Origin of the sequence: Serratia sp. HRI (assembly GCF_010119335.3) — a bacterium.
GTDB classification, from domain to species: Bacteria; Pseudomonadota; Gammaproteobacteria; order Enterobacterales; family Enterobacteriaceae; genus Serratia; species Serratia nevei.
This window is the reverse complement of sequence record NZ_CP083690.1, coordinates 4,618,297-4,639,062: the sequence shown is the minus strand read 5'-3', so window position 1 is coordinate 4,639,062 and position 20,766 is coordinate 4,618,297. Positions and strand designations below refer to the sequence as shown.

Here is a 20,766-nt window from a genome sequence, read left to right as displayed (position 1 = left end):
TTTCCTTATATTAAGTTGTTGATTGATAAACCAGCTGCCTAAACGTCCCTGTCTTAGGTGTCAGCCAGCTGTCTTTACTCAGCGACTTGCCGCCCAGCTGCGCCGCCATGCCCGGCTCCGTGGCGATCAGCAGGCTGACGTCCAACATCAGCTGATGGCTCGTGAAGTCATGGCAGATGCTCACCAGCGCCTGCAGCCGCCGGCTGCCGCGCTGATACTGCTGATAATGCGGGGCCCCCAGCGGCCCGATTTGAATATGCGCGCCGTACTGGGCATCGAAAAAGCGGCTACCGATACGCGTGCTCCCCAGCTTGCCCAGCTTTTGGCTGCCGTTTTTTTTGCCGTCGTCGATCCATTTGGCGTAACGCGGCGTAATTTTGATGGGGACGGCAAAGTAGGCCGCCAGCATCTTGTTAAGCTGGCGCAGCGAGCGGCGGCCCGGCAGATAAATGCCGGGGTAGGCTTCACGCAGGCGCTGGATATGCGGGTTCACGGCCAACGTGGTGTCGACGCCCACCGTCTGCCGCAGATGATGCAAGAACGGGTTTTTGTCATCGTCATGGTCATGCCCGATCATCGCCTTCAGCTGCGCCCAGGCCCGGTAATGCAGTACGGCGAAGCGCTGGCTGACGATGCCGACAAACTGCTGGAACGCCTGATTACGCCTGGCGATGACTTCGGTGCGCGCGTGCTCGGTCACATGGATCGGCAGCGGGCCGTAAGGGGCGAACATGCCGAAATGCCGCGCCTGAATCAGCACCTGCGTAGGGCGTTGTACGATGGAGGCGATTTCACGCGAGGCGAAGCCCATATCCGCCGGCTGGGTGATGCAGAGCCTTTCGCGGCTGCGATCGTTGGAGACGCCGAGCCGCGGCGCATCCGGCTGCGCACGCTCAATGCGCCGCAACAGCTCGAAGAAATCCTGCCGATTGGACAGCCCGCGGATTTCGGCCTGGCCCACGCTTTCGCCTTGGGACTCCGGCGCCGGCGCCTGTTCCAACGACAGCGCCGTTTCGCGCATCAGCGACATATCAGCCATAGTAGAGCGCCCCCCAGTCGGCGTGGGTTTCCCCATCCAGCAACAGCTTCATGCTCAACGTTTGGTTCAGGTCGCCGTATTGGCTCAGCGCGTGGTGCAATATTTTGCCGAACAGATAGGCGCCGTGATCGGCATGATGATTGGCGCTTAGGTTGACGGCGATCTCGGCCCCGCGGATCCAGGCGAGCGGCCCCGGCCCCTGATTGCGTTCGAAGTGGTGCTCCACCCAGGCGTTTTTGATGCTGGCGATGCGTTTGCGCTGGCTGGAGTCATCCTGATGGCAGAACAACGACAGCCAGTCGCGCAACAGCGCCGAGCAATCCTGCACGTCAGGGCGCGCATGGCGCAAAGGATTGGAGGCCAGCATCTGGATCGCTTGCCACGCCTGGCTGATGTTAGGCACTGCAACAGGGTTGCTCGGATAGCGGACGATCTCCACCTGGTGGATCGGCATCGCCGTTTCCAGCTGAAAATGCGGTTGCTGCAGGTGCGCAGGCACCAGATGCCGTTCGCAGACCAGCGCCTCGACGCTGAGCGACGTGATGTCATCGATGTCGATGCCGCTTTTGCCCGGCGAGATGGCGATGAAGGTATCTTCGTTGGGCAGGTGCGGATTGTTGTACTTGGAGGGCGACGGCTCCCGGCGACGGTGCAGCGTATAACCGGCCGGCTCCCGCTCGCAGTCGTAGTGCACGTCGGCCTGCAGCGAAGAGAAAATCACCGGGTTGCCGTCGGGCAGCATGCCTTTCACCTGTTTTACGCTGTGTATCTCATACAGCGAGGTGTTCAAACGATCGACCACCAGCTGGTGCTCCGTGCGCTCTCCCGTCAGCAGCACCGGCGAGCAATGGCGGCGATACAGGTTGATGACCGGGGTCGCGAAAAGATGAAAATCCCTGGCGTTGACGCGGCCGATCAGCGTAAGCGGGCGTTGCTCAAGCGCGAACAAAATCTCGAATTCATGGACGCGTTCACATTGGCGCAGAAAATCCCGCACGCCATGCAGCTCCAGGCTGAAGAAGCGGCTCGGCGCCGCAAAGTATTCGCGCATCAGCCGGTTGCCGGGCAATTCCCCCACCGCGGTGGGCAACAGCGCCTCTTCGTCGCCGACGCCGCCCAGACGCAGGCTTTCCGGTTGCAAGACTTTGATGACCGGCCGATCGTCGTTTTTCGCCCATAGCACGATGCGCAAAGTGCGATTAAGCAGCGCGGCCATCAGCTGGTTGGCCCGCACCGTATCTTCCGCCAACGTCAGGTGCAACGGCTCGAGATCCAGTTCCGAGACGGGCAACACGCCGTGCGTGGTCAGGCCGATTCTGACGTAGGCCGAACAGTCTTGCATATGCCTGGCGGCGCCGTCGGGCAAATGGTGAGGCGGCAGGATTTCGCATTCCGCCAGTGCAATCTCAACGGGCTGCACTTTAATATGCCGCGCCGTGGTGAACGTGGCGGGTTTGTTGTTCAGCGAGATATCGTTCAGGGTCATTCGGCTCCCGCGCGGCAGGTCAACCTGGCTATGCCACTGGGGAAAAGAGAGATCGGGCTTAATCGCGACGGTGGCGATCGCAGGAACCGGCGTGTACCACAAGGGCGCTAGGCGCGAAAGCATTTGCAAGGCGAATTCTGGCTGCTCGTTGTTCAGCTTTTCCTGAATGCGGGTGCAAAGAAAAGCAGAGCCCTCCAACAGGCGCTCGACGAAAGGATCCAGCACGCCGTCGATATGCATGCCTAAATGCTGAGCGACCTGGGGATGCGAAGAGGCGAACTGACGGCCGGCCTCGCGAAAATAACGCAGCTCATCATTATATAATTGGAGAAAACGCTCACTGAACATAGTCACCTCTATTAATCAAATACGTGTACGGCGCCACAGGAATAATCAAGAGCTATGCGCAAATTCACCAGCATTTCGTCACCCGGTAATGAGCAGGTGCCATAGATATCGAATAAGATCGCCAATACATACGATTGACGCTCATTCACTACCGGCACCACGCGAATCGTTTTCGGATCCAGCCGTGGCTCAAAAGACGTAATGATTCTTTGTATATGTCTCGCCAGCGTTAGCGGATCGGTATTAATCGGTATTCGTTGGCTCAGCGACGGCAGGCCATAATTCAATACCGAGCTTTCGCTGTGCGCATAATCGTGAAGTTTTAAATCTGCGCTGCGCGATGCGTCATTCAATAAGAATTCGATATCGCGCACCAGGACGCGCCGCCAATTATCGGCGCTGCCGCTTTGACTTCTCACGCTGAGCTTATCGAATAGCATGGGTAATGACGCTTTCATTTAACACCTCGCGGTAATGATTGTGTCTGCCCGCAAGATCTGCGGGCAGACGGCCTGCAATAAGTGTTACGACATCAATGATCAGATGCGGGCGTTAAGCTTGAGGTCATACCCCGTCTTAATCACCGCACCCATGGAGCCATCGTTGTTTTGCTCTTTGTACTCAACTTCGATACGTGCGAAATTCAGCTTGATAACATCGGTTGGCAGCACGGTATCGATTTCAGTACCGATGGTGGAGTTCAGCGGCATATTACCCACGGTCTTGAATGAGGAAACCAGGCAGTTACTGAAGGTCACGGCAATAAAATCTTGCTGACCCTGGCCTGATTTACGGCAAACAAGTTTTGCCTGAGGAATATGCTCGCCGGTGGCGCACATCAGAAACAGCTTCGGCGAAGCCTTATTGCTTACCATACGGAATTCAAAGTCTTTCATTTCGACTTTGCCGGAACCACCGCCGCTGCCGAATCCCCAGCGCCCGGCATTTTCCTCCGCCCATTGCCAGGCTTGCAGCTGAATCCATCCCGGATAAGTTTGGTCAGGGGATTCACCGTCAACACCTTCAATCTTCAAAAAATAGTCTACTAAAGCTTTAGTGCTCATTTTTGTCTCCTTGACTGACAGGTCCTACTACGTTAATTGAAATGTCTACTCAGATAAGTCGTTATATTGCCTACGCAATCATTGAAATAGCGACAATGGGAACCCATTAGCCATTAATAAATAGCCATGACGCAGAGAATAACGCCGCTAAATTTCAATGAAATATCAATTCTCACCCACGCCATTTAATAATTAACGTCGGCAATATCCAAACCAATAACCAGCCGTGACTTATCTGCTCCCATCTTTTTTGGCTGACGGAAGTTTTGATACCAATCGCAAGGACACGGTCATGCCTTCCAACTGGTAATGCGGGCGCAAATAGAAATGTGCGCGGTAATAACCCGGATCGTCTTCAACGTCCTCAACGCGAACTTCGGCGGCGGCCAATGGACGACGCGCTTTCGTCGCTTCCGTCGACACGGAAGGATCGCCATCCACGTAATTCATCAGCCAATCATTCAGCCACAGCTGCATATCGTCTCTGGAACGGAAAGAACCGATTTTGTCGCGTACGATGCATTTCAAATAGTGTGCAAAGCGGCACGTGGCAAAAATGTACGGCAGCCGGGAAGAAAGCTTGGCGTTGGCCGTCGCATCCGGATCTTCATATTTCGCCGGGGCATGCATGGTGCAAGAACCGATAAAGGCGGCGAAATCAGAATGTTTGCGATACACCAAAGGCAAGAACCCGGCGTCTGACAGCTCTTGCTCGCGCCGATCGGAAATGGCGACCTCCGTCGGGCACGTCAGCTCATAACCGCCCTCATCGGAAGGGAACGCGTAGGCGGGCAGTTCCTCCACCGAGCCGCCGGATTCGATGCCGCGGATTTTCGAACACCAGCCGTACTCATGGAAGGCGCGGTTGATGTTGACGCCCATCGCATACGCCGAGTTGGCCCAGGAGAAATCATCATCCATATCCGGCCTGACGGCCTCCTCGAAAGCGAACTCTTCGATCGGGTTGGTCTTCGCACCGTAAGGCAAACGCGACAGGAAACGCGGCATGGTCAGCACCAGATAACGCGAATCGTTGCTTTCGCGCAGGCGGCGCCAGGAAGCGTATTCCGGCGTGGTGAAAATCTTGCCGATATCCCGCGGGTTGCCCAATTCGTTCCACTTGCTCATCTGCAGCAGCGACGGCGAAGCGGCGGAAATAAACGGACAGTGCGAGGCGGCGGAAATTTTCGCCAGCTCCGTCAGCAGCGTCACGCTCATCGGGCTGTGATCGAACTCAAAATCGCCGATGATGCAGCCGAACGGCTCGCCACCGAACTGGCCATACTCTTGTTCATAAATTTGTTTGAACACCGGGCTTTGATCCCAGGCCGATCCTCGGTAGCGCCGCAGATTGCGCGTCAGCTCATCCTGGCTGATGTTCAATACCCGAATCTTCAGCGTTTCGCTGACGTTGGTATTGTCAACCAGATAACTCAGACCTTGCCAGGCGGACTCCAGCTTCTGGAACTCCTTATGGTGCAAGATATTGTTCATCTGCTGCGAAAGCTGCTCGTCAATCTGGGCGATCAGCGATTCAATGGTCAATACGACATCCTGGCTGACCTTGACCTTGCCCTGGTTGGCATATTCGGACAGCGTGCCGATGGCCCGACGAACCGCTTCTGAGGCCTCGTTCGTTCTGGGCCGGAACGAACGCTTGAGCAGACCGTCAAGCTCGTTTTCCGTTTCCTGCGTTTCAACTTCAGCGACCGCCGTTGCCTGCTGCTTAGCTGAATAGCGTCGTTGCCTCGCTCTCATTCCTCATCTCCTTTATTCCCGGAATCCTGCACATCCTGTTCTGCATCCGCGACCGTTTTACGTGCATCCGTCACCAAACGATGCAGAAAATCGGGCTTCTCAAGCAGATTCTTCACCACCTCTTCCGCGCTGGATTTGCCATCCATATACGTGATCAGTTCCGTGAGATGTTCGCGGGCCTCCAGCAGGCGTTGCATCTGCGGAACCCGTTTGGCGATGGCGCCGGGCGAAAAATCCTCCATCGATTCAAACTCTAATTCCACGTCCAGCAGCGCATCGTCCTCACTCAAGGTATTCTCCACGTAAAATTGAAGACGAGGTTTAATGGCCCGCATGCGATCGTTGAAATTGTCCTGATCGAACGTCAGGAATTTCCGCTCTTCGATCGGCAGCAAAGGTTTTTTCCGATGCCCAGAGAGATCGGACATGACCCCCGTGACAAAAGGTAACTCTACTTTCTTTTGTGAACCGTAGAGCTCTACGTCATATTCAATTTGCACGCGGGGCGCGTTATTTTTACCGATAAATTTCTGAGAGCTTGAGTCCTTAGCCATTGGAAAACTCCTTTGTGAGAAAAATTACTTCCCGGACAATTGATTTAACGAGGCCAGAGATTCCGGCAAAAGCTCCTCAACAATCGTCGCGAAGTCCATACCGATCATTTTTTGTGAACGTCGAATAAGAATGGGGGCCGGATGGCTGGGCTCATAGTTTTGGAAATAGTCCAAAACCTGGTCCAACAGCAAAATGACATCCTGCCGGGAACGGATATATTTGCCAGGCAGGGTGGCCGGCACCTCCGCCGCTTCCGCGTCGGCCGGCGCAGCGCCGATCTCCTCCGGCAACTCCTGCTGTTCGAGAGAGAGCAGTTGGCGGCTGAAGAGCGCTAAATAGTCGCGTACCTGGCGGCAGTCCAGCCGGTAATCTTCAGCCTGCAGGTTGGCGTAGTTTTCCACGCGCTCCAGGGCGTCGATTCCCCGCGACAGCTGTTCTTTTAATGACGGCATATTTCTGCCGGCAAAATAGCTGTCAGCCTGCCCCAACACCTTCACCACTTCCGAAAAATGCAGGCTTTTACCTTCCTGCTCGTCCATTCGCATATTGAGCAGTTCATCGGTGGTTAACGGCGTATCGGGGAAGATCTTGCTGTTTTTGATTTCGTGCAGGCAGGACGAGGTGGCGAGCCAGCCTAACGCGGCCGCATGGAAGCTGTCCGTCGCCGGCTCCATATCGGCCTGAGGGAAAATGGTGCTCCCCTCTTCGGCATATTTGCCGTCGATAGTCGTGATGCCTTGATAGACAGCCGAAAAACCATCGATATGAAGGTTAGCGCGCATAAACCACAGCACGACATGTAAATCGAAGCACTGTTCAAGTAAGGCGGCGGATTGCTCGCGAATAGCATGCCAATTGATGTCGCGCGCATTATCCACGGCATTCAGCGGATCGGTTTGGCTGTCAAATTCCGATAACGTGAATTCAATTTCACTGTATCGAGGGTCAAATTCGACGCCGTTAACTGCTGTTGAGATGACTTCATTCATGGCCTGATATCCTTTTCATCAGCACTACAAACATAAAGCCTATAAAAATGGGCTTTTACATTCGCCAGTCTTTCCCAGAGTCCTTTTAGCGTAATTAGTCGTCACCAAGCCCGCAAATTGTTTAGATGTATTAATATTAACAACAATAATAGATTAAACCTATCAATAAAAACTCAGTGATCGGTTTAAACTATTTTACATTTACACATTTATTTTTTAATTTTAAAATCAATAAGTTACAAGCAATAATTATGCAAGCTAATAATAGGAAAAAAATCAAAAAATGCCCTAAAAACAACGTTTCTCCGTTGGTAGGATAATTCCAATAAAACCTCAGAATACAAATAATTTAACAATCAAATGGTAACTATGCTAAATAGTGAAATTTTTTCATACAAGCATGACAGTCATTCGTTTCTTGCGATCGGGTAGCACGAAATGATCATGAGAACACGATGACAGTGTGACTTTCATTTCCAGCACTCAGTACTTACAAATGCGAAACCTGGTGTGAAAATAAACAATTTGGCGAGAGTTTTGATTATTAATTTTAAAGCTTAGGTTCTGAGTTAACATTCCGCCGTGGCGCACCTAACACGGTATTGGCGCGCAAACAGCTGGGTTGATAAAGCGCATTTTTTATAGTTAACCCAGGGTAATGATCAGATTAACTTAAGATTCACTCCCCCACTCACCGACGTATTCTTTTACGCCAGGCCAGCACTGAGTCAGCATCTAAAAAATCGCTGGGTTCGATAAAGTGGTATAAATAATATCATTTCACCTGCCGGAAAAATAACCACTTCAATCTTGTGACGGCGATAACCCCGTTATGACCAGCGATCCACTCCATGCTCAAGGGATGTTTTCCTAACTGATAAGACCACTAATTTGATACTAGCAAAGCCAAAACCAATATCAAGGAAAAACATTATTTTTTTAATAAAAAATTAACAAAATAATATACAATTATTAAACAATTCAACAACTTAAAAAATCAGTATTTCTGTTATTTTTAGTCTGATAAAAATAGTTCACCAAAGTTTACAACCGATCATAATGCCACTCATAAAATCAGTCGGAATCTCTTCACCGTTGAATTCACATCAAAAAAAAAGGAAAAAATCGAAAATAAATGCAACGAGCAGCATTCCTTTCCACAGGATCAACTTTCGCAAAACAAAATAAGCAAGATAATTCCCAATAAGATGGCGAAAAAGAACCGCTAATTAGTTAGCGGTACAAAATAAAAACAAGATTAACCCTATGGAGTTATATCACACGCGCTTCGTCGATTATTATTAAGGAAAAAAACCTTATTGATCTTTATGTTGCCACCATCCTCACACAGTGACGCCGCCGCGACTCCGGGGGTAAAAAAAGACATAAAAAGAATGTGCAGCCGCATAACCAGGTAACGCGTGAAAACGGCCCAGAGACTTTTTTTACCCTACGTTCAGCCGGTGTGAGAATGTTATTGCGGGTGAAAAAGCGGAACGCAACCTCCCCTGCCTCCTTGAACGTGCGCTCCCTGAGAGAGCCGCCGCCTTTCAGCTATCCCTCCACCTCACGCGAAAAGTCGACGCGAAGCCCACCGTTTTACTGATCCAGGACATCTTTCGCATTCACCTGGCTGGTACATTGATTGAAAATCATTCCTATTCAGGAGAAAAGGCCATGGTTAAATCACTGAATGCGGCATTCACTCGTCTTTTTGATCGCCCGGACGCCGGCAAGTTGGCGCTCAGATTGACCTTCGGCGGGCTGATGCTGTTTCACGGCGTAGCGAAAATTCAGCATGGCGTCGGCTGGATCGCCGGAGCGCTGCGGGAACAGGGGCTGCCCGCCTTCATCGCCTATGGCGTGTATGTGGGCGAGATCCTGGCGCCGATACTGATCATTTTGGGGCTGTTCACCCGCCCCGCCGCGCTGGTTTACGCCTTTACGCTGGTGGTGGCGTTTTTGATGGTGGGCACTGGCAAGGTATTCACCGTCACCGACGTCGGCGCCTGGGGCATTGAAAACGAACTGGTGTTCTTTATGGGCGGGCTTGCCATCCTGCTGCTGGGCAGCGGCAAATACGCGATCGCGCGCAATGAAGCCTATCGATAAGCGGTACCATGATTAAGGAGGTTCCTGATGTGAACCTCCTTTTTGCACGCTTAAGGTTTGGTGAGCAGCGTGTTCGCCATGAAAGACAATAAGGCGGTCGATTCGGGGAAGGCCGCGCGGTTCTCGGTGACCGCGCGATCAAACCGCCAGTTCATGATGTAAACCACGGGCGCAGTCGGATACCGATTAATGAAATCCCAATACAGTTGAATTTGCGCATGAAGTTGCTGGTCGTTCATTCCTAACGACGCCGTAGAAGGCGGTACCAACACCCATTTTTGTCCGGCGGCGCTTATCGGCGCCAGGCGATTGTAGGTACTCCACATATCCGCCACCGACCAGTTGTAGTTATCCACCCCAACCCAATCGGGCGTGCTTTTGACGTTGGCCGGGCACGCGGTCGCGGGTGCGCCCTGCTGTATTTCACGGATCCATTCGGCGTTGTTGGCATGCCGGTAGGACAAGATGGTATAGACGGGGATCGCGACCCCATACTGCTGCATGGCCTGCCGCAGGGTGCAAACATAGCTGGAGTATTGGTAAGCGTCATATTTCCCCGCGGTCTGTAAGGCAGGAACGTCGAACGGCTCATCGATAAAATAAATGGCGCCGGGCTTATATTTAGCTTCGGCGATCTTCTTGACCACCGTCCAGATGGCGTTCCAGGAACCTGCGGCCCGGCAACTGCTGTTCGAGACCGCCCCAGGGCAGATATCGATAAACGGCGATCCCGATACCGCCCCCGAGCCAGCCTGAATATTCACGGCGCAGGTGCCACCGGCGCAAACAGGCAGATTAAGGCTTGCCATCGTGTGCACCACATTCAGATTGGTCATACTGAAGCCGGTGTCGGTAATCGCCTTAAGCGCTTCTGTGGCGCTGAAAGACGGCGTGGCGGTTTCATAAAAGTCCAGCCAGCCATAGCCGTAATACTTGATATTGGCATTGGGGCCCGCCGCCAGCGCGTTAGCGCCGAACAGGCACCAGCACAGCAGTGCAAAACGTTTCAACATACTCTTCCCCTTCAAACCCTCGTCGATGCTAGCCAAAGGTGGGCGGCAAACGGCGCCGCCGACCGGAAACACCATCATGGCATCGGCTATCGGCGGTGGCCCGCCGTTTGCGTTGTACAGCGGCAGAGCGAACACGTTTCAGGTTTGAGGAATACGTCGCGTCGGTTTGCTTGCCGAGCGGCGAGGAGACGCGGGTAAAAAAGAACCTGGAAGAGCCAGGCAAAGCCCGGCGGGAATCAAGCTTTAGAGTCTGAACCGCCGGCTATCGGCCATTAACTCTCGGCCAGGCGGTACACCGGGACCTTGCGCGTGGTGCCGGTCAGGGTGTCGAAGATCTCCGTTTCCGCCGTCACGATCGCCATGCCGGTTTTTCTTAGCCTGCGCACCTCGGCGGCAATGCGCTGGATGCCGAACCAGAACAATCCGTCCAGCGCCGTTACCGGCAGCCCTTGCTCGAGCGCCAGTCTGAGCCGCTCACGCGGCGCCTTGAGCGCCTTGGCGATTTCCCGGTAAGGCAGCGCGTCCACGCCCGATGCCGCCCGGCGGTGAATGCGGGTCGACAGGCTGTACTGAAAGGCCTCCGGCACGCCGCTCAAATCGCTTTTCAGGCTGTAGACGCAGCCGAAACGCTTGCCGTTGAACACCACATTCTTCTGGCTGAGCGGCAGCTCCTCCCGTATTCCGGCGATCAGCTGCGGCGCCCGCACCAGCAATAACCGGAAAGGCAGTTCGAAGCTGGTTACGTAGTCCACGTTGAGCAGCGCAATGCGCAGACGCTCTTCCGCTCCGGCCTGCGTCTCGCGGCACTCGTTCAGCACTTCGCTCCACTGGTGCGCAAGCCGCGGGGCCTCATCCAGCGGCGCGAAATGGTATTTCTCGATGTGATAGTCGATTTTCTCGTTCATGCCCGTTAGCCCCCGCGTCAGTCATCATTGCCATCAGCAAATTACCCTACCCGCGGGCAACAGTACAACACCGCATCGCGTGACAGGAGGCGTAAAAACGGGAAAACGGCGCAGGTCGGGGTGGCGATCACAGCAGGACAAAGAGTGAGACGAAAAGACGGTTTGATAACGTCGGGACAGGGATATGAGGGACGACAGCCGATAGGAACGCTGGTTTTACTGTGATGGGGATCGTTGAAAGATTTATTCGTAAGTGATTGAATAGTGGCGGAGAGAGGGGGATTTGAACCCCCGGTAGAGTTGCCCCTACTCCAGTTTTCGAGACTGGTCCGTTCAGCCGCTCCGGCATCTCTCCTAACAACGCTTGCTATCATGCCCGCTTTTACGGCATTTTTACAGCATTAGCATACCGCTGAACGTTCAAGTGATGAGTTTACGAGCAACCTGATGATTAAATGGCCGTGGAAAGCGACTCAACCCTCTCAACCCCAGGCAGACACTCAGGCCCAGTGGCAGGACGCGCTGGCGATCCCGCTGCTCTCGCCGCTGAATGAGCAGGAGCAGCAGCGGCTGGTGGCCGTTGCCGGGCAGATCTTGCAGCAAAAGCGCATCGTGCCGCTGCAGGGGCTGCAGCTCACCTCGCAAATGCAGGCGCGCATCGCCCTGCTGTTCGCCCTGCCGGTGCTGGAACTCGGCGCGGAGTGCCTCGACGGCTTCAACGAAATTCTGCTCTACCCCACTCCGTTCGTGGTGGAAGACGAATGGCAGGACGAAATTGGCCTGGTGCACTCGGGGCCGGTGGTGCAGTCCGGCCAAAGCTGGGAACAGGGGCCGATCGTGCTCAACTGGCAAGACGTGCAGGACTCTTTCGATCTTTCCGGTTTCAATCTGGTGATCCACGAAGCGGTGCACAAACTGGATATGCGCAACGGCGGCGTCGCCACCGGCGTACCGCCGATCCCGCTGCGCGAGGTGGCCGCCTGGGAGCACGATCTGCACGCCGCGATGGAAAGCCTGCAGGACGAGATAGACATGGTCGGTGAAGAGGCCGCCAGCATGGATGCCTACGCCGCCACCGATGCAGCCGAGTGCTTCGCCGTGCTGTCGGAGTATTTCTTCAGCGCCCCCGAGCTGCTGGCCGAACGCTTCCCGGCGCTGTACCAGCACTTTTGCCGCTTCTACCGCCAGGATCCGCTGGCGCGCCTGCTACGCAGCCAGGCGGAGAACGACGCGCAATGGGCTGATTGACGGGCACATTGCTCAGATACCGAGCAGTCGCACCACTCAAGGCAATTTAGCGTTGACACACCCGGGGCCGCTGGATATGATGCGCCCCGTTCACACGATTCCTCTGTAGTTCAGTCGGTAGAACGGCGGACTGTTAATCCGTATGTCACTGGTTCGAGTCCAGTCAGAGGAGCCAATTTAAGGGAAGCAGACGTTCACTAACGTCTGCTTTCTGCATTTCTATCAATTGGTTATCCCCTCTCAGTCGTTCACCCTCGTTCACTAAAAACCACTCGAAGCCATATCATTTTGATGGTAAAAATGCTGGTAATGCTGGTTCGATTTCCCTTTTACCAACAAACGAGGGGGCGTTTTCATGTCACTGACTGATATTAAAGCAAAAAATGCAAAACCCCTTGAGAAGGAATATAAGCTGACTGATGGCTTTGGTATGTTCCTTCGTGTTACCCCTAAAGGTTCGAAATACTGGCAAATGGCCTACCGTTTCGAAGGAAAGCAAAAACTTTTCTCTATCGGTGTTTACCCTGCTGTTTCTCTTTCTGACGCAAGACAACGCCGTGACGAGGCCAGAAGGCTTCTGGCTCAGGGTATTGACCCTAATGCAAAGAAACAGGCAGAGGTTAAAGAGCTTAAAGCCAAACGTGATAATACACGCTCCTTCAGAACAGTAGCCAAAGCGTGGTTCTCCACGAAAACAAAATGGTCTGATGATTATGGTGATGCCGTATGGAAGCGCCTTGAAACTTATGTCTTCCCGGTAATCGGTGACAAAGATGTTGCCGAACTGGATACGGGTGATCTGCTGGTTCCGGTGAAAAAAGTTGAGGCTCTTGGTTATCTTGAAGTTGCCATGCGCATTCAACAATACATTACGGCAATCCTGCGTCATGCCGTCCAGCAAAAGCTGATACGCCATAACCCAGCCTATGATATGGAAGGTGCAGTTCAGAAACCACAAACTGAACACCGCCCTGCACTTGAGCTGGAAGAAATACCCCAGCTACTGAACAAAATTGCCGAATACAAAGGCCGCAGGTTAACCATACTGGCAATACAGCTCAATCTGATGATTTTCATTCGTTCCAGTGAGCTTCGTTTCGCTCGCTGGTCAGAAATTGATTTCAAAAGTAAGTTATGGGTGATACCCGAACAGCGTGAAGCAATTGAAAACGTCAAACATTCGACTCGTGGGGCTAAAATGAAGCGTAAGCACTTCGTTCCCCTCTGTAAGCAAGCTATGAGGATACTAAAAGAGATCCGACAACTGACTTATGAAGAAGGCCATGATGATGGATTAATCTTCACTGGCTGTTATGACTCGTTTAAACCCATGAGTGAAAACACCATCAACAAAGCCCTGCGTAATATGGGATATAACACGAAGCAGGACATCTGTGGACACGGTTTCCGCACTCTGGCCTGTAGTGCCTTAATTGAGTCCGGGCTATGGTCAGAAGACGCTGTAGAGCTTCAAATGAGCCATAAGGAAAGCAACAGCGTCCGTGCTGCTTATACCCACAAGGCTAAACACCTTGATCAACGCCGTCTGATGCTTCAGTGGTGGGCCGATTTCCTTGATGCTAACAGCAATCATATGGTCAGGCCGTTTGAGTTTGCTTCAAATAAATAAAGGGAAAGGCCGTTCGCGGCCTTTCAACTTCATGCTTAATTACACTCTATGCTGAATATGATACTGAATCTTTCTCTATCACTAAACCAGCGATTTTTTCCAGCATTATTTCCCAGAGTGCGTATTTTCTTTTGTGCTCAATAAACAGGGATTTTAAATACTCTTCTGTAGAAGGGATTTTTTCAGTCCATGTAATATCTTTACTGTAATCAATGCTTTTTTTCATATCAGATGCTGCATAGGTGTAGTATTTACTCTGAGAACGACTGATACTGTCCTCTGCCAGCACTCTACGGAGCAGAGTTGCAGAACATGCATAACCATGCCTGTAAAGCTCACTCGATAAGGTACGAACAAAAGAACCGCGTAATAAAGACATCATCTCTGCGATTTCATTTTCACTCGCATTCATGACTTCAGAATCAAGTTTTCCATAACTATCTGTCCCGGACAAGAAAAGAATAACAAACGGAAAGCCTTTTTTCTTTGCTATGCCAGAGAACAAATCCAGTGAGTCATTATTTTTCTCTACCCGATTATAGATATTATAAAAAATAACATCACACCTGTTCTTAAATCCGTCTATACAAATTGTTTTTGCCTGCTGAATCTCGCCTTCTTCAATCAACGCCAGAGCCAACACCTCAGTCCATTTATCACGAAGCCCTGCCTGATCAACTGATTTATCTTCTTTGATTTTATTGAGAACCTGAATGGCTTCCTCAGTGCACAGTTCATCAACCAGCAACTCAGCAAACTTAATGATGTATTCTGGCTGGTTCAGTTTTCTTTTCTCAAAGCATTGCCTGATGAAATCAACATCCCTGATATACAGACTTAACTCAACAGCATAATTAACATCACCTGTCTTAAGAAGACTTTCCCTTAAAGCACGAATAACATTGTATCCCAGCTCTTTTTTATACTTATCAAAAATATCAAAGTTAAAATATACATCACCTTTAAGCACGGAAAGTATTTTATCCGCTATAACATCAATGCTTTTGTCTTTTTGTAGGGACAGGGATTTCAACCATATTTCGGCAGCACCATTATAATAGTCCATCCATGATCCATCTGATGTATCAGCAATTTCGCTGACTTTATCAAATGAGAGCAGTAAATCATGGCAAAACGCCTCGGTTTTTTCAGGCAGCGTTAATACCGTCTTTTCAAGTGGAAATATGACATTCCTGTATAGCCCCTCAAAAAAAACCGCTGCTTCATAATAATCATAAAAGCGTTTTGTTTTAATTACCCTTTTGTATTCAGCCTCAGCCTTTTTCAGTGATTCTTCTGGAGTTAACAGATATTTATTAATAATAAAGGATTTTGCCTGACCATTACTCTCTGCAATATCACAAATTATTTGCATGAGTTGATCGGCAGGCATTTCCTTGAGTAAAGCAAGTTGTTTCTTGTTCAGTTTAGCCATCATCACATCCTGATAATGTTTGGTAGACGCATAAAAGCTAATTGTACTAATACAAGGACAGGACATTCAATAAATGCATTAACATAATGATTTAAAAAGAAATCTGTAGCACACTGTTCATTGATGAAATGCACTATTTACCGTAAAATATCCCCCATCACACAGTAACCTGATACAGATACGTGGAATGGTCAATGAACAAACTTTCGCCTGAAATGCCCGAACTGCAATCAATGAATATCACTGCCGATAACATCACCAAACTTAAATCATTGTTTCCTGAAGCTTTTAATGAAGACAGTGTTGATTTTGAGGTTTTAAAGCAGCTTTTGGGTGAAAATGTAGACGACAAAGAAGAACGCTATGGCCTGAACTGGCATGGTAAGCGTCAGGCTCGTCAGCTTGCTCTTACCCCTTCCCGTGGCACCTTACGCCCATGTAAAGATGAAAGCGTTGATTGGGATAACACCAAGAACCTCATGATCGAGGGTGATAACCTTGAAGTGTTAAAACTTCTTCAAAAAAGTTATGCCGGAAAAGTTAAGCTTATTTATATCGATCCTCCTTACAATACCGGTAAAGATTTTGTCTATCCTGATAACTTCCAAGATAATATGAAAAATTATCTGGAGATTACTGGGCAAACAGAAGATGGCGTGCGTGTAAGTTCTAATTCAGAAACCAGTGGGCGTTATCACACAGACTGGTTGAATATGATGTATCCACGTATTAAACTTGCAAGAAATCTTCTCAAAGAGGATGGGTTTATATTTTTAAGCATTGATGACAATGAAGTCAATAACTTGAAATTAATGTGCGATGATATTTTTGGGCAAGAAAATTTTGTTGCCAATGTTATTTGGCAAAAAAAATATAGCACAAAAGCAGATTCAAAAAACTTTTCAGAGTCACATGACTATATTCTTTGCTACAAAAAATCAGACCAATCAAAAATACTCGGCTTACCAAGAAGTAAGCAACAAGAATCAACATACAAGAATTTAGATAATGACCCTAGGGGTGTATGGGCTTCAGATAATCTTCTCAGAACTGAAGTCAGAGATTATGCAGTTTTTGGTATCACATCCCCCTCGGGGATGGAACATTATCCTCCCGCTGGTAGTAGTTGGAGATTTAACAAGGATAAAATTGAAGAGTTAATTTCTGATAACAGAATATGGTTTGGCGAAGATGGTAATAACAAGCCGCGACTAAAAAGATTTCGCTCAGAGGTGAGAGACACTATTCCTCCACAAACTCTTTGGGGATTTGAGCATGTTGGGCACACAGATGAAGGTACAAAACAGTTAGCAGAACTATTTGATAGCACACGTTCACCATTTCCTAATCCAAAACCCGTGAGGTTGCTACAGCGGATTGTACAAATAGCGACCAAAGAAAATGATATTATCATGGATTTTTTTGCGGGAAGTGGTACTACAGGGCAAGCAGTGTACGAATTGAACGAGACGGATAAACAAGATAGAAAGTTCATTCTGGTTCAACTCCCTGAAACACTATCTAAAAGCAATAAGGAAGATCTTTCTGCAATCTACTTCTGCGAAGAGCTTGATAAGCCATTGTATCTATCTGAATTAACGAAAGAACGCCTCCGCCGTGCAGGTAATAAGGTTAAAGCAATTAATCCAGACTGGAATGGAGATACCGGTTTTCGTGTGTTTAAACTCGATACATCTAATATCCGTCCGTGGGAAGCCACAGCAGAAACCCTTTCAGAACAGATTGATGCCTATGTAAGCCCAATCCTTGAAGGCCGTAGTGAAGAAGATTTGCTCACAGAGTTAATGCTAAAGCGTGGCATTGACTTGAGTGTTAACATTGAAACCCGTCAGTTTGATGGATTAACCGTTTCTTGTGTTGACGGTGGAAAATTGTTTACCTGCTTTACCCGTCAAATCCCTGCCTCTTCTGTTGAGGCACTAACCAAAGGGATCATTGACTGGCATAAGAGTTTAAAAGCTGGCAAAGATACGGTCTGCTATTTCCTTGATGACGCATTTGAAAATAACGTTGCTAAAACAAATCTTTGCGCCATTCTGGAACAACATGGCCTGACTAACCTGCACAGCCTGTAAGGGAATGAGATGAAACTACATTTTGAATCTGACCTTACCTATCAGCAAAACGCCATAACTTCGGTCTGTGATTTGTTTGAAGGGCAAGAGAAATGGGAAAGCGAAATGACTGTGCTGGCCCCAGCTCAGGGTGCACTCTCATTTGAAGGCGCAACGGGTTCAATGCCTGTTAACCCACAAATACCCGAAGATGATGTACTGCTTAAAAATCTGAACAATGTTCAGTTAAAAAACCAGCTTCTACCTTCACCTGTCCTTGACAGTCATGATTTTACTGTCGAAATGGAAACAGGGACAGGTAAAACGTATGTTTATCTTCGCACCATGCTGGAGCTAAATAAACGCTATGGCATGAGTAAATTTATTATTGTGGTTCCTTCAGTTGCTATCAAGGAAGGCGTTTATAAAACACTACAAATCACTGAAGAACATTTCAAAAGCCTGTATGCGGGAGTTCCATACGAATACTATCTGTATGATTCGGCAAAACCTGCGGATGTTCGAAATTTTGCAACCAGTTCTGTTATGCAGATCATGGTAATGACTGTGGGTGCGATTAACAAAAAAGATGTTAACAAGCTCTATCAGTCCAGTGAAAAAACAACTGTGGACGATCTGGATAAGCCCATTGATTTAATCCGTGCTACACGTCCAATTATTATTGTCGATGAACCGCAAAGTGTTGATGGTGGCTTGAACGGTGCGGGTAAAACCGCACTTGATGCTATGCACCCCATGTTCACCTTACGCTATTCAGCAACACATGTTCATAAACATCATATGGTGTACCGCCTTGACGCCATTGATGCTTACAACCAAAAACTGGTCAAACAGATCGAGGTTGCCGGGCTTGAAGTCCAGAATGCAAGCAACAGCCCTTATGTGAAACTGGTCAGTATTAATAGTAAGAAAAATGTTATCAGCGGTACTGTTCTTGTTGATATAGCCGATAAAAAAGGGAACGTAGATCGTTCAGAGATTACCGTATATGACGGTATGACACTTGATGACGAAACAGGACGTGATATTTATCAGGGTTACCGGATAAGCGAGATCCGAACGGGCAAAGAGGGTTATCTTACACTGGAAACACCTTCTGATACCTACTATATGAAAGTCGGTGATGTCGTGGGGGATATTGACCCTATGCTCATCCAGCGTCATATGATCAGACGTACAATCCGTGAACATCTGGATAAAGAACTTCGCCTGAATACTCAGCAAATCAAGGTTCTTACCCTGTTTTTCATCGATAAGGTTGATTTCTACCGTCAGTTCACTGAAGAAGGACAACGTGAACCGGGTGAATATGCCCGTATCTTTGAGGAAGAATATCTTAAAGCAATCAAAAGCCCTGCATATAAAGATTTACTCCCTTCTCATCCAGAACATGCTAAAGACGTTCATGATGGTTATTTCTCCATTGATAAAAAAGGTGCGTGGGCTGAAACAACCGAAAGCAATAATGCAGGCCGCGAAAATGCGGAACGCGGTTATAACCTCATCATGAAAAATAAAGAGAAGCTTTTGAGTTTCTCTAATCCGGTGAGATTTATTTTTTCACACTCTGCTTTGAAAGAAGGCTGGGATAACCCCAATGTATTCCAGATCTGTAGCCTTCGAGAGATGGGAAGTGAACGAGAACGTCGTCAAACATTAGGGCGTGGTCTTCGCCTGTGTGTTAACCAAGAGGGTGAACGTGTTCGTGATGACAGCATTAACATTCTGACTGTAGTTGCCAGTGAAAATTATCAAGCCTACGCCGAGCGCTTACAGTCTGAAATTGAGAACGAAACAGGCATCCGTTTTGGCATCGTCGAAAAAGATGCGTTTGCCCATCTGATATGCTCTGATTCCTCACAAGTTGTAGGTATCATCGCTTCACAGGAGATATGGTCTGAACTACATGCTGAAGGTTATCTGGAAAAAACCGGGAAAATCACCAAAACACTGAAAGAGACTCTTTTCGATGGCACTTTTACTGTTAGCGAAAAGTTCCTTCCCCTTCAGGAGCAAATTGAATCTATCCTGCGTAAATCATCAGGACGACTCAATATAAATAATGCTGATGAGCGTAAAGTAATCAAATACCGGAAAGAGGTCTTAAACAGCCCGGAATTTGAAGCGTTATGGCAGCGCATTAGTCAAAAAACATTGTATCGTCTGGCATTTGATGAAGATTTATTGATTAAATCCTGTACGAAATCACTTTCTGAAATGCAGCCTGTAGCAAAAGCAATGGTCAGTTTCAGTAAAGCCACAATAAAACAAAGCCAGTCAGGTCTTGGTGTTGAAGCTCAGTCAAAGGGAACGACAAGCTCTGTTATTGATGTTGAAGAACAGCCACTGCCAGATGTTCTTGGTGTTCTACAGGAAAAAACGGGCCTGACAAGACGCAGTTTATGCACCATCCTTAAAGAGAGTGGAAGACTCGCTGATTTTGCTAAAAATCCACAGCAGTTTATCAGTGAAGCTATAGGCCGAATCAACTACTGCAAACGCCTGTCAATTGTTGATGGTATTAAATATTATCCACTAAAAGGCGAGGTGTATGCGCAAAGTCTCTTTATGGATAAAGAGCTAACAGGATATGCCCGTAATCTTTTTGAAACCTCGTCTAAGTCAGTTTACGAATACGTTCCTAAAGATTCTGAAGTCGAAGGCCGTTTCGCTCAGGAACTCGAAGAACAGGATGAAGTTAAGCTTTATGTGAAGCTTCCCGGTTGGTTTAAAATACCGACTCCACTGGGAACCTACAATCCTGACTGGGCCTTAGTTATTGAAGACAATGGTGAAGAACATATTTACTTTGTTGTAGAGACAAAAAGTAAACACATTGGTCTTGGTCATGAAGAAGATGCGAAGATAGCCTGTGGAACTGCGCATTTTAGTGCCCTAAAAGAAGAACAGAGTAATGCAGCAAAATATGTTAGAGCTACAGATCTTACAGAAATAATGGGTAGCCTCTAAACTATATAAAATGGCCTTTCAGGAGGCCATTTAAAAAATCATAAGAATATCCGTGCTTAATAGATTCAGTGAGTTAATAGAAATCTTGTTTATTTAATTTTTATTACATTTGTTTAGT

General features: G+C 48.9%; 15 protein-coding genes and 2 tRNA genes. 6 read left to right on the top strand and 11 right to left on the bottom strand.

The genetic code is table 11. The features are described 5' to 3' along the window. Positions 1-10: 10 nt before the first annotated feature. The 7 genes from tssG to GF111_RS22175 form a co-directional block, all read right to left on the bottom strand. Positions 11-1,039 carry a type VI secretion system baseplate subunit TssG gene (gene tssG / locus GF111_RS22205; RefSeq protein WP_038872302.1) on the bottom strand — a complete coding sequence of 343 codons (1,029 nt, stop codon included), beginning with the start codon at positions 1,037-1,039 and terminating at the stop codon, positions 11-13. Then, positions 1,032-2,873, bottom strand: coding sequence for a type VI secretion system baseplate subunit TssF (gene tssF, locus GF111_RS22200; RefSeq protein ID WP_055317104.1), 1,842 nt, complete (start codon positions 2,871-2,873; stop codon positions 1,032-1,034). Before tssF ends, tssG begins: the two co-directional genes overlap by 8 nt. Positions 2,874-2,884: 11 nt before the next feature. Next, a complete protein-coding gene (locus GF111_RS22195) occupies positions 2,885-3,331 on the bottom strand; it encodes a type VI secretion system baseplate subunit TssE (protein WP_038872306.1) in 447 nt (148 codons plus the stop codon). Positions 3,332-3,412: 81 nt separating this feature from the next. After that, entirely contained in the window at positions 3,413-3,937 is a 525-nt protein-coding gene (locus GF111_RS22190; protein ID WP_004935369.1) for an Hcp family type VI secretion system effector, read from the bottom strand. 231 nt (positions 3,938-4,168) lie between these two features. Then, positions 4,169-5,695, bottom strand: a complete 1,527-nt coding sequence (gene tssC, locus GF111_RS22185; RefSeq protein WP_019456177.1) for a type VI secretion system contractile sheath large subunit — start codon at positions 5,693-5,695, stop codon at positions 4,169-4,171. Beyond that, on the bottom strand, positions 5,692-6,249 hold the full coding sequence (gene tssB / locus GF111_RS22180) for a type VI secretion system contractile sheath small subunit (protein WP_038872309.1): 558 nt from the start codon (positions 6,247-6,249) through the stop codon (positions 5,692-5,694). Before tssB ends, tssC begins: the two co-directional genes overlap by 4 nt. A gap of 24 nt (positions 6,250-6,273) precedes the next feature. Next, complete coding sequence (locus tag GF111_RS22175) at positions 6,274-7,239, bottom strand: ImpA family type VI secretion system protein (RefSeq protein WP_038872313.1); 966 nt, start codon at positions 7,237-7,239, stop codon at positions 6,274-6,276. 1,677 nt (positions 7,240-8,916) lie between these two features. On the opposite strand from GF111_RS22175, the gene GF111_RS22170 reads away from it, so the two are divergent. Next, entirely contained in the window at positions 8,917-9,351 is a 435-nt protein-coding gene (locus GF111_RS22170; protein ID WP_038872322.1) for a DoxX family protein, read from the top strand. 50 nt (positions 9,352-9,401) lie between these two features. On the opposite strand, the gene GF111_RS22165 is transcribed toward GF111_RS22170, so the two are convergent. The 3 genes from GF111_RS22165 to GF111_RS22155 form a co-directional block, all read right to left on the bottom strand. Beyond that, on the bottom strand, positions 9,402-10,364 hold the full coding sequence (locus GF111_RS22165) for a hypothetical protein (RefSeq protein WP_147190380.1): 963 nt from the start codon (positions 10,362-10,364) through the stop codon (positions 9,402-9,404). A gap of 272 nt (positions 10,365-10,636) precedes the next feature. Next, positions 10,637-11,269, bottom strand: coding sequence for a helix-turn-helix domain-containing protein (locus GF111_RS22160; RefSeq protein WP_038872328.1), 633 nt, complete (start codon positions 11,267-11,269; stop codon positions 10,637-10,639). A 265-nt stretch (positions 11,270-11,534) separates the two neighbouring features. Continuing rightward, positions 11,535-11,624 (bottom strand) — tRNA-Ser (locus GF111_RS22155). Between the two features lie 92 nt (positions 11,625-11,716). Between GF111_RS22155 and mtfA the strand changes: the two genes are divergently transcribed. The 3 genes from mtfA to GF111_RS22140 all read left to right on the top strand — a co-directional run bounded on the left by mtfA (position 11,717) and on the right by GF111_RS22140 (position 14,147). Beyond that, positions 11,717-12,517: a DgsA anti-repressor MtfA gene (gene mtfA, locus GF111_RS22150; protein WP_038872331.1), complete on the top strand. Its 801-nt coding sequence runs from the start codon at positions 11,717-11,719 to the stop codon at positions 12,515-12,517. A 99-nt stretch (positions 12,518-12,616) separates the two neighbouring features. Next, positions 12,617-12,692, top strand: a tRNA-Asn gene (locus GF111_RS22145). 180 nt (positions 12,693-12,872) lie between these two features. Further along, positions 12,873-14,147: an integrase arm-type DNA-binding domain-containing protein gene (locus GF111_RS22140; protein WP_047730338.1), complete on the top strand. Its 1,275-nt coding sequence runs from the start codon at positions 12,873-12,875 to the stop codon at positions 14,145-14,147. A 46-nt stretch (positions 14,148-14,193) separates the two neighbouring features. Here the strand turns inward: GF111_RS22140 and GF111_RS22135 are convergent, their stop codons facing one another. Beyond that, positions 14,194-15,582, bottom strand: coding sequence for a hypothetical protein (locus tag GF111_RS22135; protein WP_047730337.1), 1,389 nt, complete (start codon positions 15,580-15,582; stop codon positions 14,194-14,196). 194 nt (positions 15,583-15,776) lie between these two features. On the opposite strand from GF111_RS22135, the gene GF111_RS22130 reads away from it, so the two are divergent. Both GF111_RS22130 and GF111_RS22125 read left to right on the top strand, forming a co-directional pair. Beyond that, positions 15,777-17,678 carry a site-specific DNA-methyltransferase gene (locus GF111_RS22130; RefSeq protein WP_047730336.1) on the top strand — a complete coding sequence of 634 codons (1,902 nt, stop codon included), beginning with the start codon at positions 15,777-15,779 and terminating at the stop codon, positions 17,676-17,678. A gap of 9 nt (positions 17,679-17,687) precedes the next feature. Continuing rightward, positions 17,688-20,648, top strand: a complete 2,961-nt coding sequence (locus tag GF111_RS22125) for a type III restriction-modification system endonuclease (RefSeq protein ID WP_047730335.1) — start codon at positions 17,688-17,690, stop codon at positions 20,646-20,648. The last annotated feature ends 118 nt before the right edge of the window (positions 20,649-20,766 follow it).

Coding starts and splice junctions, on each gene's coding strand:
- mtfA (WP_038872331.1), top strand. CDS start 11,717: ATGATTAAATGGCCGTGGAAAGCGACTCAACCCTCTCAACCCCAGGCA.
- GF111_RS22125 (WP_047730335.1), top strand. CDS start 17,688: ATGAAACTACATTTTGAATCTGACCTTACCTATCAGCAAAACGCCATA.
- GF111_RS22165 (WP_147190380.1), bottom strand. CDS start 10,364: ATGTTGAAACGTTTTGCACTGCTGTGCTGGTGCCTGTTCGGCGCTAAC.
- GF111_RS22195 (WP_038872306.1), bottom strand. CDS start 3,331: ATGAAAGCGTCATTACCCATGCTATTCGATAAGCTCAGCGTGAGAAGT.
- tssB (WP_038872309.1), bottom strand. CDS start 6,249: ATGGCTAAGGACTCAAGCTCTCAGAAATTTATCGGTAAAAATAACGCG.
- GF111_RS22170 (WP_038872322.1), top strand. CDS start 8,917: ATGGTTAAATCACTGAATGCGGCATTCACTCGTCTTTTTGATCGCCCG.
- tssG (WP_038872302.1), bottom strand. CDS start 1,039: ATGGCTGATATGTCGCTGATGCGCGAAACGGCGCTGTCGTTGGAACAG.
- GF111_RS22160 (WP_038872328.1), bottom strand. CDS start 11,269: ATGAACGAGAAAATCGACTATCACATCGAGAAATACCATTTCGCGCCG.
- GF111_RS22175 (WP_038872313.1), bottom strand. CDS start 7,239: ATGAATGAAGTCATCTCAACAGCAGTTAACGGCGTCGAATTTGACCCT.
- GF111_RS22140 (WP_047730338.1), top strand. CDS start 12,873: ATGTCACTGACTGATATTAAAGCAAAAAATGCAAAACCCCTTGAGAAG.
- tssF (WP_055317104.1), bottom strand. CDS start 2,873: ATGTTCAGTGAGCGTTTTCTCCAATTATATAATGATGAGCTGCGTTAT.
- GF111_RS22130 (WP_047730336.1), top strand. CDS start 15,777: ATGAACAAACTTTCGCCTGAAATGCCCGAACTGCAATCAATGAATATC.
- GF111_RS22135 (WP_047730337.1), bottom strand. CDS start 15,582: ATGGCTAAACTGAACAAGAAACAACTTGCTTTACTCAAGGAAATGCCT.
- GF111_RS22190 (WP_004935369.1), bottom strand. CDS start 3,937: ATGAGCACTAAAGCTTTAGTAGACTATTTTTTGAAGATTGAAGGTGTT.
- tssC (WP_019456177.1), bottom strand. CDS start 5,695: ATGAGAGCGAGGCAACGACGCTATTCAGCTAAGCAGCAGGCAACGGCG.